This is a genomic window from Pseudonocardia sp. CA-107938, assembly GCF_050936315.1.
In the GTDB taxonomy this organism is placed as follows: domain Bacteria; phylum Actinomycetota; class Actinomycetes; order Mycobacteriales; family Pseudonocardiaceae; genus Pseudonocardia.
On record NZ_JBNJNA010000002.1, the window covers coordinates 246,447 to 261,723 of the forward strand.

Consider the following 15,277-nt stretch of genomic DNA (forward strand, 5'->3'; position numbering starts at 1 on the left):
CGCACTTTTCCACTCATGACGTGAAGATCGTCTTAGCCTGGCTCTGGATGCTCTTCGTCAGACCCGCGACATCGTCGGGCGACTTGATGAACTGCTGCAGCGCCGGGATCATGACCGTGGAGGCGAAGTCGGGACGGGTGTCGCGGTCCATGAACTGCGCGATCGACTGGGCCTTCGCCACGTAGTCGGCGGCCTTCTTCTGCAGCTTCGTGTAGCCGGATGTGTCGGCCTTGTCGCTCGCGGCCACCACCGTGTAGTCGGACTTCACGTAGATGTCCTGAGCCTTGGCCGACCCGAGGTAGGCGAGGAACTTCTTGGCCGCGGCCTCGTTCTTCGGCTTCGCCGACATCATGAAGCCGTCGATCGGCGCCTCGATGGCACCGGTCCCGACAGCCGAGTCGACCTCGGGGAACGGGAAGAAGTCGACGTCGTCGCGGTCCGGGCCGGCGGGGAACTGCTGGGCGACGAACGTGCCGAGCACGTACATCCCGGTCTTCTTCTGCTGCAGCGACTGCGCGGCCTCCTGCCAGGTCCGGCCCAGCGAGTCGGGCTGGTGGAAGGGCAGGAGCCGCTTCCAGGTGTCGAAGACCTTCGCGACCTTCGGCGAGTCCCACGCCTCCTTGCCGGCCATGAGGTCCACGTGGAACTGGTAGCCGTTGATGCGCAGGTTCAGCTGGTCGAAGGTGCCCATCGCAGGCCAGCCGTCCTTGTCGGCGAACGCGATCGGCACGATCCCGTCGGCCTGCATCTTCGTGCAGAGCGCCACGAGCTCGTCGAGCGTCTTCGGCGGCGTGTAGCCCTTCTCCGCCCACAGGCTGGGGCGGTAGTAGACGGCCCACGGGTAGTAGTCGAGCGGGACGAAGTACTGCTTGCCGTCGGTGCCGGTCGACTGCTTCTTCAGCGCGTCGGAGTAACCGGTGAGGCCCTGCCACACGTCGCTGATGTCACCCGCGAGGCCCTGCTGCGCGAAGAACTGCATGCGGTAGCCGGCGAACCAGGTGAACACGTCGTCCGGCTGGCCCTGCAGGTAGTTGGTGATCTGCTCCTGGAACGTGTTGTGGTCGATGGTGTTGGTGACGACCTGGATCCCCGGCTCGCCGAAGCCGGCCACCATGTCCGCGTAGGCCTTCTTCGGCACGCCGTCGGACTGGTTCGAGCCGAACGTCAGCGTCCCGGACGCCGCGCCGCCGGCCGGAGCGCTGCCGCCACCGCCCCCGCAGGCTGCGAGCAGCCCGGTGGCCCCGAGGAGGGCCGCGCCGCCCAGCGCCCCCCGCAGCATCGCGCGTCGGGACAGGCCCGTGGCCGCGGCGGACGGCGGCATCAGCTGAGCCAGGTACTGGGCTTCGGTTGCGGGTCGGGACATGGTCGCCTCCGTTGGAGATCAGCCGACTGGGTGACGAGAAGTGGACGAACCTTGGCCCACGTCAGCCCCGGAAGTCAATACTTCCGAACAGACTCCAACGCCGAGTCGCCCGAATACCAACAAGATTGGACAGTTTGGAGTGGTCTGAGCCACACCGAGGCCCTGGTCAGGGCGCGGAGGGGCGCCTCAGATCGCTGTGCGAGGTGAGGGTGGTGCGAGCTGACCCGCCCCGCGCGACGCTGCGCAGGACAGGTCCGCGCTTTAGCGCGCGTGCCCGTTCGAGCCCGCGTCGGCCGTGTGCCGACCGCCGTTGACGGCCTCCTCCACCCGCGCGCGCACCACACCGGCGGCACCCTGCACCGCCGGATGATCGGCCACGCGCTGGTAGCTGCGCCGCAACTGCTCGTAACGTTCGGTGCCGGCCTTGGCGCCCAGCACGTACCCGATCGCCATTCCCAACAGGAACCTGAGCATCTCTCGCCTCCTCACCGTGTCCCGGCCGCTGCACCGGCCGCGGCCCTCCATCCTGCCCCAGTACGGGTGCGGAGGGCCGGGGCCAAAGCGGTGGAGGGGGTGGGCTATCGTTGTGCGCAGGCCGCGCGGGAGACCGCAGGCGAGCGGTCCTCCGTAGCTCAATTGGCAGAGCATGCGACTGTTAATCGCAGGGTTGTTGGTTCGAGTCCAACCGGAGGAGCCACATCTCCCAGGTCAGAACCCTGATCAACACGTGTGACGTGGACGTGAGGGGGGTTCTGCGCCTCGAAAACCCCGCTCACGTTCATCTCGGTGATGATCATGGCGGCGATCTGTCTAGATGTGTGCGATGTCGACGACGAGGCGGTCGGGGCCGGTCAGGGTGAGCACCCGGAACGGCAGGCGGTCGCGCACCCCGACGCCCAGGCCGAGGCCCTCGAAGCCGCCGGTGACGACGACCGAGCGCAGGGTCGGGTAGCCGTCCACCCGCGCGGGCGGCAGTCGCCGGTCCAGCGGCAGCGGGTTGGACAGGGAGATCTGCAGCTCGGCCGCACCGGTGACGGATACGACCGCGCCGGAGCCCTCCTGTCGGACCTCGTCGACGTAGGTGACGGTGTAGCCGGAGGCCGGGCCGGCGAGGTCGATCACGACACGGTCCCAGCAGGCGTCCGTCCCCGCGCGGACGCCCGTCACCTCGCCTCCGCCACCGGCCAGCACCTGCTCGACGTCCGTGCCCCACGCCGTGGCGCAGGAGCCGGCCGCCGCGGTTGCCGGCGCCGCGCACGCCAGTAGGGCGACCGCGAGAGCGGTGACCATTGCCTTCATGACATCCCCCGGTTCGGCCGTTGCCCGCAGGACGGAGCGGGCGGCGGCGGGGGTTGCATCGGCCGCGCGAGGTCTCGGTGATCAAGGGCAGAACGTCGTCGGCGAAGATCGACTGACGACAGTTTGCCCTTGATCACCGCGGTACCGCAGCCGACCTCAGTGCCGGAACGACAGCTCCACCGCTCCGTAGTCGCCGAAGTCCGCGCGGACGGTGTCGCCGGCCGCGATGGTCGGCGGCGCCGTGGTCGTCCCGGTGGTCACGATGTCGCCGGCGCGCAGCGTCTCGCCGCGGGCGGCGAGGTCGTCGGCCAGCCAGCGCAGGGCGGCGAGGGGATGGCCGAGGACGGCGCTGCCCGAGCCGTGCGCCGCCGGCTCCCCGTTGACGGAGATGGTGGTGGCGCGGGCCGCCAGGTCGTCGGCCTGCCAGCCCGCGACCTCCGGGCCGAGGACGAACCGGCCCGCGCAGGCGGCGTCGGCGAGCAGCGACGGACCACCGACCGCGACGAAGTCGGTGAAGCGGGAGTCGGGGATCTCCACCGCGAGGTGCAGCGCGGCGACCGCGTCGACGACGTCCGCACCGGCCGGCACGTCGCGGCCCATGCGGAACGCGAACTCGGCCTCCACCACGCGCATGTGCAGGTCGTGCGAGGGCAGGACGTCGCCGGGCTCGTGGCGGAACCGCTCGTACAGCGGGCCGGGCAGCGGCCCGTCGACCGCGATGTGGGCCTGCCCGGCCAGCGAGGTGGCCGCGATCTTCCACCCGTAGCGGTGGCCCGCCCGCTGGTCGAGCGCGCGCTGCGCGCGCCAGGCGGCGTCCGCGTCGGCCGGCCGGATCTCCGCCGGCAGCGCCGCCATCCGTTCACCCGTGGTCCAGGCCTGCCAGATCAGCTCCGCGCACGCGTCCGTCGAGCTCATACCGGCATCCTCCCAGACCGGCCGGCCTAGCGTTCGGCGAATGCTGCGCGACGATTCGTGTGCATTCGGTACGAATTGCCCAATTGCCAACGGGCAGCCTGCTGAGCAGTGGATATGACGTCGGCGACCCCGTTGACACGGAACGGCGACCGGCCACTATGGTGCGTTCGCGCCGGCGCCTGACGCCGGCTGTGTCGTTTCTCGAGAACTATTCACAGCAGATTCATAAGAAGCCGAGAGGTGCCATGAGCACGATGGTTCCGGGCCCGCCACGCGTCGGCCGTCCACCGTCGCGGTGGACCCGGATCCGCAGCTCGCCGCACCGCAACCGTTGGCTGAACGCCGGACTCGCCCTGCTGCTGGTCGCCACGGCGGTGGCCGCGTACCTGCTGATCGGCACGCCGAGCGCACCCCAGCAGGTCGAGCGCACCGCGGTCGTCACCCGCGGCTCCGTGACCGCCAGCGTGAACGGCAGCGGCAACGCCGCCTCGCAGGCCAGCACGCCGGTCAGCTTCACGTCGACGGGTGTCGTGCGCGAGGTGGACGTCAAGGCGGGTGACACCGTCGCGCTCGGCCAGGTCCTCGCCACGATCGACCCGGACACGGCGCAGGCGAGCCTGCGCACCGCACAGGCCCAGCTCGCCGGCGCCAAGGCGGCGCTCGCGCAGGCGCAGTCCGGCGCCACGCCGGTCCAGGCGCAGAAGGACGCGCTCGCCATCACGGCGGCCCAGCAGGCGCTCGACACCGCAGAGAAGCAGCTGGACCAGGCCCATCAGCAGAAGGACCTCGACGACAAGAGCACCGCCGACGCCGTCGCCGCCGCGCAGCGGAAGCTCCGCATCGACGAGCAGGCGCCCTGTCCGACGACGACATCTGCCGCCGGGACGGACGCGAACCAGAGTTCCTCGGGCATCCTGAGCAGCCAGAAGCAGACGAGCAGCGACGCGTCGTCGTGCAACTCGAAGGACGCCACCCTGGCGGCCGACCGGGCCGCGGTGACGACGGCGCAGAACAACCAGCGGAACACCGAGCTGGCCGACGAGAAGGCGATCACCTCCGCGGAAGCTGCGGTCACCACGGCGAAGAACAACGTCTCCTCGGCCCAGCTCGCGCAGCAGGCCGACCAGCACCCGCAGACGCCGGCGCAGATCGCGCAGGTCCAGGCCACCGTGGACGCCGCGCAGGTCGCCGTCGACACGGCCACCAGGGGCGTCGACGACACCACGTTGAAGGCGCCGCAGGCCGGGGTGGTGCTCGCGGTCAACGGGAAGGTGGGCGAGTCGTCGGGCGCCTCGACGAGTTCGAGCACGGGCACGACGTCGAGCACGTCCGGCACGGGCTCGTCGAGCGCGGCGTCGTCGGCGGCGTCGTCGGCGTCGTCGGCCGGCAGCGGGTTCGTCGTGATCGCGAACCTCTCGCAGCTCGCGATCACCGCGAACATCGCCGAGGCGGACGCGTCGAAGATCAAGCTCGGCCAGCCGGCCCAGATCACCTTCCCCGGCACGGGCACGACGGCGACGGGCTCGGTCGTGCAGATCACGCCGCAGAGCACCGTCACCAACAACGTCGTCCTCTACCCGATCACGGTGGCCGTCGACAGCGTCCCGGCAGGTGTCGGGGTCGGCGCGACGGCGAACCTGTCGATCCGAACGAGTGCCAAGGACTCCGTGCTGCGGGTGCCGACCGCGGCCGTGACGACGCAGGGCGACCGGCACACCGTCACCGTCCGCCGGGACGGCACCGACGTGGTGGTGCCGGTGCAGCTCGGGGTGCAGGGCGACACCGACAGCGAGGTCCTCTCCGGGGTCGCCGAGGGCGACACCGTGGTGCTGCCGTCCGCGACGGGCCCGGCGAGCAACGGCGTTCCCGGCGCGCAGCTGCGGGTGGGTGGCTGATGGCGCGCCCGGTCATCGAGCTGCGCGGTGTCGCGAAGCTCTACGGAACGGGGGAGAGCCTCGTGCGCGCCGTCGACGGGGTCGACCTGGTCGTTGAGCGCGGCGACTACGTGGCCGTCATGGGCGCGTCGGGTTCGGGCAAGTCGACGCTGATGAACATCATCGGCTGCCTCGACGCGCCGTCCCGCGGCCGCTACCTGCTCGACGGCGTGGACGTGCGCCGGCTCGACGAGCGCCGCCAGGCGATCATCCGCAACCGGAAGATCGGCTTCGTCTTCCAGTCGTTCAACCTGATCCCGCGCACCACCGCGACCAGGAACGTCGAGCTGCCGATGGCCTACGCGCGGGTCGCGGCGGCCGAGCGGCGGCAGCGCGCGCTGGCCGCGCTCGCCCAGGTCGGGCTGTCGGACCGGGCCGGGCACCTGCCCTCGCAGCTGTCCGGTGGTCAGCAGCAGCGCGTCGCGATCGCCCGCGCCATCGCCACCGACCCCGTCCTGCTTCTGGCTGACGAGCCGACGGGCGCCCTCGACAGCCGCAGCACCGACGAGGTGCTGGCGCTGTTCGACCGGCTCAACGCGGCCGGTCGCACGCTCGTGGTGATCACGCACGAGGAGGAGGTCGCGGCGCACGCCAAGCGCGTGCTGCGCATGCAGGACGGCACCGTGCGCTCGGACCGTCGCGCGGCGGCGGTCGCGGGTCCGCCGCCGGTGCTGCGGGCGGCCGGGTGAACGTCCGGGAGAGCGCCCGGTTCGCGCTGCGCGGCGTGCTGGCCAACAAGCTGCGCTCGCTGCTCACGATGTCCGGGATCATCATCGGCGTCGCGGCCGTGATCGTCCTGATCGCCGCCGGCAACGGCGCGAGCGCCGCGGTGCAGCGGTCGATCAGCGCGCTGGGCAGCAACACGATCACCGTCACGTCGACGTCGACCGGGGCGGGCAACCGCGGCGGCGGCCGGGTCGCCATCGGCGGTGGTGCGCTCGGCGGCCTGCTCGGTGGCGGTCAGGCGGGCGGCCGGCCCGGCGCGAACGCCCGCCCCGGACCGACCGCCACCGTGGACAACGGCACCCGCACAACGGTGCCCGCGCTCACCCTCGCCGACGCCGCGGCGCTCTCCGACCCCGTCTCCGCACCCGACGTGGTGTCGGTCGCGCCCGTCGTGGCCGCGCAGAACGTCACCGTCACCTACCGGGGCGCGTCGCACACCGTGCCGAGCATGACGGGCACCACGCCCAGCTACCTCGTCAACAACAACGACGCGGTCGTCGCCGGCGCCGGCATCTCCGACTCCGACTACACCGGCCGCAGGCGGGTCGCGCTGATCGGTTCCACGGTCGCGACGGCGCTCGCCGGCCCTGACGCGGCCGCGATCGTCGGGCAGGTCGTGCAGGTCAACGGGGTCGACTTCACCGTCACCGGGCTGCTGGCCGCGAAGGGCAGCACCGGCCCGCAGGACCAGGACGACCGCATGATCGCGCCCCTCACCGCCGTGCAGGACACCCTGACCGGCTACGGCAACCTCTCCAGCATCTCGGTGAAGGCGCGCGCCGCCGACGCCGTGGACGCGGTCAGCGCGCAGGTGACGTCGGTGCTGACGGCCCGGCACGAGGTCACCGCCGCCACCGCCGACTTCTCGATCTTCAACCCGAGCTCGATCCAGTCGGCCGCGCTCGCCACCACGTCCACGTTCACGCTGCTGCTGGGCGCCGTCGCCGGCATCTCCCTGCTCGTCGGCGGGATCGGCGTCATGAACATCATGCTGGTCACCGTCACCGAACGGACCCGCGAGATCGGCATCCGCAAGGCCGTCGGCGCGCAGCGCGCCGACATCGTCGGCCAGTTCCTGATGGAGGCGGTACTGCTCGCGGTGCTCGGCGGCATCGTCGGCGTCGTCATCGGCGTGGCGGCCGGGCAGCTGCGGTTCGGCACGTTCCAGCTGGTCGTCGCGCCGTACTCGGTGGTGCTGGCGTTCGGTGTCTCCGTCGCCATCGGGCTGTTCTTCGGCATCTACCCGGCCAACCGCGCGGCCTCGCTGCGGCCCATCGACGCACTGCGCTACGAGTGAGGGTGACCATGTCCGATCACGACGCCACCGACGTCCTCCCCGTGGTGGCGGCCGAGCCCGACGACCTCGTCGACGAGGGCTGGGACGCGCCGGCCAGGAAGACCTCGAAGCTGACCCTGCTGCTCGTCGGCGGGGTCGTCGTGGCGCTGGGTTTCGGCGCGGGTGTGCTGGTGCAGAAGAACCACGACGCGTCGGTGCTCGGGGGTGCGCTGCGCGGCCGGCCGGCGGCCGCCGCGGGCGCGTCGTCGGCTCGAGGCCCGGTCGCCGGCCCGCCCGTGGTGGTGGGCACCGTGTCGGCGCTCTCCGGCACCTCGCTGACGGTCACCGACCTGGGCGGCACCGCGGTGCAGGTCAGCGTGCCCGCGACCGCGACGGTGACGACGGCCGGGCTCGGCCACCCCGAGGTCGGCGACCCGGTGTCGGTGAGCGGCACGAAAGGCCCCGACGGCGCTGTGACGGCGACCGCGGTCACTGTGCGGCCGAGCACCGGCTGAGGAGAGGACGGACGATGCGGACAGCAGCGCGGGTCGGGTCCCTGATCGTGGCGGTGGCGGCGCTCGCGGCGTGCGGATCCACGACGCCGAGCGGCCCCCGCGGCCTGGACGAGCAGACCCGGCAGCAGGTCGAGCAGTGCCTCCAGGCGGCCGGCATCCCCGTGCCGACACCCGGGCCGCGGCCCACGGATCGGCCCACGGACCGGCCCCGCCCCACCGGCGCGCCCGGCGGCAGGATGTACGGCGACCCCGAGGTGCGGGCCGCGCTCGACGCCTGCGGCATCACGTTGCCGCAGCGACCGGACCGCACCGGGATGCCGCCGACCTGATCGTGTGGAGGACGCTCGGGCGGCGGAACATCATCCGGGGCCTGGTCGAGGAGCTCGGCCGAGGTCGCCTCGTCACGGGCACCCGGACCGCCAGGTCTGCGTGAGCCGCACGCTCGCGTCCCACACGGCGTCGCCGTCGCCGGTGCCGCCGTTGCGGTAGTAGTCTCTCAGCGCCGTGAGGTCGGGGACGAGCTCGGCCGGCGCGACGGCGATGGTGGCCTCGTAGGCGGTGACCAGCTGCGGGTACTCGTCCTCGTCCTCGATGTCGTCGTCCAGCTCCATCAGCTCGCCGGCCCGCTGGCAGAACGCGGGGGTGACCGGGGCGGCGGGCGCCTGCCCGCAGGCCGCGGTCACGGGCACGGTCGTCGCCGCGACCAGCACCGCGACCAGGCGCAGCCGAGCCTGCGCGTGTCCTCGGGGCATGGCGTCCTCCGGTGTCGACGGGCAGGGATCCCGATGCTGCCCGGCCCATCCTCCTCGGTCGCTGCTCTACGCTCGCGACGGTGCGGCTCAGCGCGGACGAGGTCGAGCTGTTCGAGTCGTCGCGCGCACGTCTGGAGGCGATCGCCTACCGCCTGCTGGGTTCTGCGGGCGACGCAGAGGACGCGGTGCAGGACACGTTCCTGCGCTGGCAGGGGGCGGATCGGGCGCACATCCGCACGCCCGAGGCGTGGTTGACGACGGTGCTCACCAACGTGTGCCGCAACCAGCTCGCCACGGCCCGTGCACGACGTGAGACGTACGTGGGGGAGTGGCTGCCCGAACCCGTGCTGGCGGGCGACCGGATGCTCGGGCCTGCGGAGAGCGTCGAGCAGCGCGAGTCGGTGTCGATGGCGATGCTCACCCTGATGGAACGGCTCTCGCCGAACGAGCGCGTCGTGTACGTGCTGCGCGAGGCGTTCGGCCACCCGCACGCGGAGATCGCGCGCATCCTCGACATCACCGAGGCGAACTGCCAGCAGATCCACCGACGGGCCCGGCAGCACCTGGCCGACGGCCGGGTCCGCACGGAGACCGACGCGGTCGCGGCCCGGCGGATCGTCGAGGAGTTCCTCGCCGCTGCCACGTCCGGCGACACCGCGCCGCTGCTGCGCCTGCTCACCGACGACGCGACGTCCGTCACCGACGGCGGCGGGGTGGTGCCGGCCCGCCGTGCGCCCGTCGTCGGTGCGCTGCGGGTGGCGCGCCTGCTGCGCGGGCTGTTCCGGCCGAACGCCGCGCTGGAGGCGCTCGCCCGGTCGCTGGTCGGAGGCAGCTCCGGCCTGTACGCCGCGGTCGTCAACGGCGGCCCGGCGGTGATCGCCGCCGGCGGTGGCCGGGTCGTCGGCGTCATGGCGCTGGAGGTGACGCCGGACGGGGTGGCCGCGGTCCGCGTCCAGGCCAACCCGGCGAAGCTGGGGCGGATCACGCGCCAGTGGGCGGCGGTCGAGCACGGGGAGCCCATCGCCACCGCGTGGTGAGCGACGTCACAGCGCCGGTCTGTCAGCAATCGCGGCGCTGTCCGGTTCTGGACGCGACGAGCGAACCGGACAGGAGCGCAGCCATGAAGCACCGCATCGTCGTCCTCGGCGCCGGGTACGCCGGAACCCACGCGGCCGGCCGCCTCGCGCGCAGGCTGCACCGCGACGACGTGGAGATCACGCTGGTCAACGCGGATCCCGACTTCGTCGAGCGGGTCCGCCTGCACCAGCTCGCCGTGGGTCAGGAGCTGCGGCTGCGCCTGCTGCGCGACGTGTTCGCCCACACCGGGGTGGTCGTGCGCACGTCGCGGGTCACCGCGGTCGACGTCGACGCCCGCACCGTCGAGCTGCTCGACCCGCACGGCGGCACCGACCGGATCGGCTACGACACGCTGGTGTACGCGCTGGGCAGCGTCGCCCCCGACGGCGTGCCCGGGGTGGCCGAGCACGCGCACTCCGTGTCGAGCCGGCCGGCCGCGCTGCGGCTGCACCAGCGCCTGCTCGACCTCCCTGCGGGGGGCACGGTGCTCGTCGTCGGCGGTGGGTTGACGGGCGTCGAGGCCGTCACCGAGATCGCCGAGTCCCGGCCCGACCTGCACGTCGCGCTGGCCGTCCGCGGGGAGCCGGGGGAGTGGCTGCACGAGCGGGCCCGGCGGTACCTGCGCCGCACGTTCGACCGGCTACGCATCGCCGTCCACGCGCACACCGAGGTCACCGCGGTGGACGGGGCCGGCGCGGCGACCGGGGCGGGCGGCTTCATCCCCGCCGACGTCGTCGTGTGGGCCGCCGGTTTCGCCGCCCACCCGATGGCGGCGGCCACCACGCTGCGGCTCGCGCCCACGGGCCAGATCGTCGTCGACGCCGCGATGCGCTCGGTCTCGCACCCGGACGTGCACGTCGTGGGCGACGCCGCGTTCGCCATCGGGGCGGGCGGGGCGCCGCTGCGGATGTCGTGCTCGTCGGGGATCCCGTCGGCGTGGCGGGCCGCCGATGCCGTCGCGGCGCGGCTGACCGGCCGGCGCGTCCCGGAACCCCTGATCGGCTACTACGCGCAGTGCATCAGCCTCGGCCGGCGCGCCGGCATCGTCCAGCACGTGAGCCCGGCCGACCGGGCTCGCCCGGTCGTCCTCACCGGCCGGTCGGCGGCGCTCGTCAAGGAGTTCATCTGCTCCGCAGCGGCCTGGAGCATCGGCCACCCGACGCTGCTGATGCCGAGCCGCAGGCTCCGGATCGTGGCCGCGCCGGCCGATCGCACCGTGCCGGCGTGACTCAGGCAGGCCCGTACGTCAGGTGCACCACGCCGTTCTCGAACGTGTCGGCCGACTGCAGGGCCAGCTTCGTCTGCGGGCCGCCGTCGGGGAACAGCCGCAGCCCGCTGCCCAGCGCGAGCGGGAAGACGAAGAGGTGCAGCTCGTCGACCAGTCCGTCGGCCAGCAGCCCGCGCACCAGCGTGATGCTGCCGCTGACGAACAGGTTGCCCTCCGACGTCTCCTTCAGCTCGCGGATCTTCGCGGCGTCGTAGCCGCCGACCAGCTCGCTGTTGCGCCACGTCGGGTCGGTCAGCGTCGACGACACGACGTACTTGGTGGTGTCGTTGAAGAACGGGGCGCCCGGGTCCTCCTCCGCGGTGCGGCTGGACCACGCGGGCTCGAACATCTCGTACGTGACGCGGCCGAGCAGGATGCCGGAGGACGCGCCCGTGAGGGCACCGATGGTCTCGCCCATCTTGTCGGTGAATCCGTACTCCGCCGTCCACGACGGCGACTCGACGACGCCGTCGAGCGACGAGAACTCGTGAACGGTGATCTTCCCCATGGTGGGCTCCTTCTGTCGGTGGTGGACGGCGGGTAGACCGGGCGGACGTGACGATCTCATCGGTCGTCGCCGGGTTCGTCGGCGGTAGGGTCGGTGATCGTGGCGGCGCAGATCGAGCACGGGTTCGGAGTCGTGTGCGAGATCGAGCCGCCGACCAGCCCGGACCTGCGGCACGCCCGCCACCAGATCGGCGTGCTGACCCCGGTGGCGGACGCGTTCCTCATCCCGGACAACCACATCGGCCGGGCCACGGTGTCGAGCATCGCCGTCGCGAACGAGGTGGACGCGATGGGCGGGCGCAGCATCGCCTGCGTCAACGCCCGCGACCGCAACCTGCTCGGCTTGCGGCGCGACCTGCTCACCGCCGCCGCGTACGGGGTGCGCGAGTTCCTGCTGGTGCACGGCGACCGGCCGACCGAGGGCGACCGGGCGGGCGGGCTCACCGTGCGCACGATGATCGACGAGGTGCGGGCGACCGCGGACCGGCCGGAGTTCGCCGGGGTCGCGCCGTTCCGCGTCGGCGTGACGGGCGGGCACGGGCGGCGGCTGCCGGCCTGGAAGCGCGCGGCCGACGCGGTGTTCGTGCAGGTCGGGTTCTCGGTGGCGGAGTTCCTGCGCTGGCGCGAGCTCAACCCTGACGCCCCGCCCGCGTACGCCGGGGTGATGGTGCTCGCGAGCGAGGCGATGGCCAAGCGCCTGCAGACGACCATCCCCGACATCGTGATCCCGGACGAGCTGGTGGGCCGGGTGGCCGCAGATCGGGCCGCCGGCGTCGAGATCGCCTGCGAGCAGGTGCTCGCCCTGCGGGCCACCGGGGCGTTCGCCGGGGTGCACCTGGTGCCGGTCAGCCGGTACCGGCCGCTGGCGGCAAGACTGGAGGAACTGCTCGTCACGGGGTAATGTCCGGACATATGAGCGAGCGGCTGCGGGACCCGCAACCGCTGCTGCGCACCCGGATCGGCTCCGGCCGCGGGGCCATGGAGCAACCCAACGCCACCGGCGACGGCGACGTGCCGCTGACCGTCCGGTTCTGGGCCGCGCTCGCCGGCACCGGCGTCCTCGCCGGGCTGGCCGGCATCGCCCTCATGCGGCTCCTCGACGCCGTCGCCCGGCTGGCGTCCGGCGCCCCCGCGCCCGTCGTGCCGCTGCTGGGCGCCGGCGTGATCGGCGGGGTCGGCTGGTTCCTGCTGCGCCGCCTCGTGCCCGGCCGCTCCGACGTCGACGACTGCGTGTGGACGGGCGACGGCCGGCTCGGCGTCGCCCGCAGCACGGGCACCGCCGTGCTGTCGGTGACCGTCGTCGGGCTCGGCGCGTCGCTCGGGCGGGAGGCCGCGCCCAAGCTCATGGGCGGTGTGGCCGGGAGCCTGCTCGGTGGCTGGGCGCGCCTCACCGTGCCGCAGCGGCGGCTGCTCGTGGCGTGCGGGGCGGGCGCCGGGTTCGCCGCCGTCTACGACGTACCGCTCGGTGGCGCGCTGTTCACCGCCGAGGTGCTGCTCGGTGCCGTGCGGCTGCCGGTGGTGCTGCCGGCGCTGGCCTGCTCGTCGGTGGCGACGCTGGTGGCCCGGCTCGGGCTGCCGGCCGGACCGACCTACCCCGGCCTGCCCGACCTCCCGTTCCACCCGGCGGAGGTCGGCTGGGCGCTGCTCGCCGGGCCCGTGATCGGGCTCGTGGCCGTCGGGCTCGTGCGGCTGGTCGCGTGGGTGTCTCGGCACCAGCCGCGCGGCTGGTGGGCGCTGCCCGCGCCGCTCGGCGCGTTCGCGGTGCTGGCCGCGGTCGGCCTGGCGTTCCCTCAGCTCTACGGCAACGGCCAGGTGATCGCCCAGCTGGCGTTCACCGGGTCGGCGCCCGTGCTGCTGCTGGCCGCCTTGTGCGTGTTGAAGCCGCTCGTCACCGCGCTGTGCCTGGGCAGCGGGGCTACCGGGGGACTGGTCACGCCGACGCTCGCGACGGGCGCGGCCCTGGGTGGCGCGCTCGGCGCGGTGTGGTCGCTGCTGTGGCCGGGCGCGCCCGTCGGGGCGTACGCGCTGATCGGCGCGGCCGCCCTGCTGGGCGCCGCGATGCAGGCCCCGCTGGCCGGCGCCGCACTCGTGCTTGAGCTGACGCACGGCGGGTTCGACCTGATGGTGCCGCTCGTGCTGGCGACGGCGCTGGCCACGGCCGTCAGCCGCTGGATCGACGGCTACTCGATCTACTCCGCGCGCCTCGGGCCCCGCTGAAGCGCCGTTGCCGCCAGGTTTCCACCTGGTGAAGAGACGCCGGACGCGGTATTAAATTACGCTACTGCGTAGCATAATCAGGCCGTCGCCCCCGAGCTCCACACGCGAATGGACCCGCCCATGATCCGACAGGGACGCCGCACCACCCGCCCGCTGCGCGTCGCAGCAGCCGCAGCAACGGCCGCACTCGCGCTGGTGGCCGCATGCAGCAGGCCGAGCGCCACCACCGCCGCCTCGGCCGGCGCAGCGATCGACGACGGGCCGGCCACGGGCACCGTCACGCTGTGGGCCCCGAGCGGCGACGCGAACGGGCTCGACGCGATGCTCGCCGGCTTCAAGAAGGCCAACCCGGACGCCACCGTGCAGGTGACGATCATCCCGTCCGACGACTACCAGACCAAGCTGCAGACGGCCATCGCGGCCGGGACGACCCCGGACATCGCCCAGCTGTACACCGAGTCGCAGTCGCAGGTGCTCGCCTCGAAGGCGCTCGCGCCCGTGCCCGCGGGACTCGTCGACAAGAGCTCCTTCTTCCCGGCCGCGTACGCCGCCGGCGAGGTCGGCGGCGTCGCGTACTCGGTCCCCTGGTACGCGTACTCCTACGTGCTGCTGTACCGGAAGGACTTCGCCGCGAAGGCCGGCGTCACGCCGCCGAGGACCTGGGACGAACTGGTGCCGTTCCTGAAGGGATTGCAGGCCGGCGGTGCGGTCAAGGGCATCGGCTACGACGTCGGCTGGGACCGCTACAGCGGCCAGGACCTCGCCCTGCTCGCCTACCAGAACGGGTCGACGCTGCTCAACGCGGACCGGACGAAGTGGGAGCTCGACACGCCGCAGGTGGTGGGCGCGGCGACGTTCCTGCAGTCGCTCTTCACCAGCGGCGTCGCGTCGCCGGACACGCCGGGGTTCCTCGACCAGCAGCCCTACCTCGTGAGCGGCAAGGTCGGCTCGCTCATCACGGGTCCGTGGGTCGTGAGCCAGCTCGACGCCGTCGCCAAGCAGCCGGGATGGACGGCCGCGAACATCGGCGCCGCCGTGCTCCCCGCCGGGCCGGCCGGCAACTACGGCTTCGTCGGCGGCGGCAGCTGGGGCGTCTTCGCCAAGTCGAAGCAGGCCGCGTCGGCGTGGAAGGTGGTCAAGTACCTGTCGCAGCCGAGCACGCAGGTCGCCCAGTTCACCGCCTACGGCAGCCTGCCCGCGGTGACGGCGGCGTGGAAGGACCCGGCGGTCGCCGGCCAGCCGCTGCTCGCCCCCTACTTCACGCAGCTGGAGGGGGCGAAGCAGATGCCGGACGTGAGCACGTGGACCGAGGTCGCGACCGCGATCGGCAAGGAGATGGAGTTCGTCGCGCGCGGCAAGGAGACCCCGGAAGCGGCGATGAAGAACGTGCAGTCCCGCGCCGACACGATCAGCACGGGCGCGAAGTAGC

The 15,277-nt window shown here is 72.9% G+C and carries 16 protein-coding genes and 1 tRNA gene; 11 read left to right on the plus strand and 6 right to left on the minus strand.

Annotation, left to right across the window (positions count from 1 at the left end):
- Positions 1–13: 13 nt before the first annotated feature.
- Positions 14–1,363, minus strand: a complete 1,350-nt coding sequence (locus ACQEVB_RS34090) for an ABC transporter substrate-binding protein (RefSeq protein WP_432981557.1) — start codon at positions 1,361–1,363, stop codon at positions 14–16.
- Between the two features lie 261 nt (positions 1,364–1,624).
- Positions 1,625–1,837: a hypothetical protein gene (locus ACQEVB_RS34095; protein ID WP_432981560.1), complete on the minus strand. Its 213-nt coding sequence runs from the start codon at positions 1,835–1,837 to the stop codon at positions 1,625–1,627.
- Between the two features lie 147 nt (positions 1,838–1,984).
- Here ACQEVB_RS34095 and ACQEVB_RS34100 point away from each other — a divergent pair.
- Positions 1,985–2,060, plus strand: a tRNA-Asn gene (locus ACQEVB_RS34100).
- Positions 2,061–2,173: 113 nt separating this feature from the next.
- Here the strand turns inward: ACQEVB_RS34100 and ACQEVB_RS34105 are convergent.
- Positions 2,174–2,653, minus strand: a complete 480-nt coding sequence (locus tag ACQEVB_RS34105; protein WP_432981563.1) for an AMIN-like domain-containing (lipo)protein — start codon at positions 2,651–2,653, stop codon at positions 2,174–2,176.
- A 165-nt stretch (positions 2,654–2,818) separates the two neighbouring features.
- A complete protein-coding gene (locus tag ACQEVB_RS34110) occupies positions 2,819–3,577 on the minus strand; it encodes a 2-keto-4-pentenoate hydratase (RefSeq protein WP_432981566.1) in 759 nt (252 codons plus the stop codon).
- Positions 3,578–3,822: 245 nt separating this feature from the next.
- Between ACQEVB_RS34110 and ACQEVB_RS34115 the strand changes: the two genes are divergently transcribed.
- Genes ACQEVB_RS34115 through ACQEVB_RS34135 form a run of 5 tightly spaced genes read left to right on the plus strand, consistent with a single transcriptional unit; the run spans position 3,823 to position 8,357 of the window.
- Complete coding sequence (locus tag ACQEVB_RS34115; RefSeq protein ID WP_432981569.1) at positions 3,823–5,472, plus strand: efflux RND transporter periplasmic adaptor subunit; 1,650 nt, start codon at positions 3,823–3,825, stop codon at positions 5,470–5,472.
- Positions 5,472–6,200, plus strand: a complete 729-nt coding sequence (locus tag ACQEVB_RS34120; RefSeq protein WP_432981572.1) for an ABC transporter ATP-binding protein — start codon at positions 5,472–5,474, stop codon at positions 6,198–6,200. Before ACQEVB_RS34115 ends, ACQEVB_RS34120 begins: the two co-directional genes overlap by 1 nt.
- Positions 6,197–7,534, plus strand: a complete 1,338-nt coding sequence (locus ACQEVB_RS34125) for an ABC transporter permease (protein WP_432981575.1) — start codon at positions 6,197–6,199, stop codon at positions 7,532–7,534. Before ACQEVB_RS34120 ends, ACQEVB_RS34125 begins: the two co-directional genes overlap by 4 nt.
- Positions 7,535–7,542: 8 nt before the next feature.
- A complete protein-coding gene (locus tag ACQEVB_RS34130) occupies positions 7,543–8,028 on the plus strand; it encodes a hypothetical protein (RefSeq protein WP_432981578.1) in 486 nt (161 codons plus the stop codon).
- 14 nt (positions 8,029–8,042) lie between these two features.
- Positions 8,043–8,357 (plus strand): hypothetical protein, encoded by a 315-nt coding sequence (locus ACQEVB_RS34135; protein ID WP_432981581.1) that lies wholly within the window; start codon positions 8,043–8,045, stop codon positions 8,355–8,357.
- A gap of 72 nt (positions 8,358–8,429) precedes the next feature.
- Here ACQEVB_RS34135 and ACQEVB_RS34140 read toward each other — a convergent pair whose 3' ends face one another.
- Entirely contained in the window at positions 8,430–8,780 is a 351-nt protein-coding gene (locus ACQEVB_RS34140; RefSeq protein WP_432981584.1) for a hypothetical protein, read from the minus strand.
- Between the two features lie 80 nt (positions 8,781–8,860).
- On the opposite strand from ACQEVB_RS34140, the gene sigJ reads away from it, so the two are divergent.
- Both sigJ and ACQEVB_RS34150 read left to right on the plus strand, forming a co-directional pair.
- Positions 8,861–9,817, plus strand: coding sequence for an RNA polymerase sigma factor SigJ (sigJ, locus tag ACQEVB_RS34145; protein ID WP_432981587.1), 957 nt, complete (start codon positions 8,861–8,863; stop codon positions 9,815–9,817).
- An 83-nt stretch (positions 9,818–9,900) separates the two neighbouring features.
- Positions 9,901–11,085 carry an NAD(P)/FAD-dependent oxidoreductase gene (locus tag ACQEVB_RS34150; RefSeq protein ID WP_432981590.1) on the plus strand — a complete coding sequence of 395 codons (1,185 nt, stop codon included), beginning with the start codon at positions 9,901–9,903 and terminating at the stop codon, positions 11,083–11,085.
- Position 11,086: 1 nt separating this feature from the next.
- Here the strand turns inward: ACQEVB_RS34150 and ACQEVB_RS34155 are convergent, their stop codons facing one another.
- Positions 11,087–11,632 (minus strand): dihydrofolate reductase family protein, encoded by a 546-nt coding sequence (locus tag ACQEVB_RS34155; RefSeq protein WP_432981593.1) that lies wholly within the window; start codon positions 11,630–11,632, stop codon positions 11,087–11,089.
- 99 nt (positions 11,633–11,731) lie between these two features.
- Between ACQEVB_RS34155 and ACQEVB_RS34160 the strand changes: the two genes are divergently transcribed.
- The 3 genes from ACQEVB_RS34160 (at position 11,732) to ACQEVB_RS34170 (ending at position 15,276) form a co-directional block, all read left to right on the plus strand.
- Positions 11,732–12,532: a hypothetical protein gene (locus ACQEVB_RS34160; protein ID WP_432981596.1), complete on the plus strand. Its 801-nt coding sequence runs from the start codon at positions 11,732–11,734 to the stop codon at positions 12,530–12,532.
- 11 nt (positions 12,533–12,543) lie between these two features.
- Complete coding sequence (locus tag ACQEVB_RS34165) at positions 12,544–13,848, plus strand: chloride channel protein (RefSeq protein ID WP_432981599.1); 1,305 nt, start codon at positions 12,544–12,546, stop codon at positions 13,846–13,848.
- A 120-nt stretch (positions 13,849–13,968) separates the two neighbouring features.
- Positions 13,969–15,276: an extracellular solute-binding protein gene (locus tag ACQEVB_RS34170; protein WP_432981602.1), complete on the plus strand. Its 1,308-nt coding sequence runs from the start codon at positions 13,969–13,971 to the stop codon at positions 15,274–15,276.
- The last annotated feature ends 1 nt before the right edge of the window (position 15,277 follow it).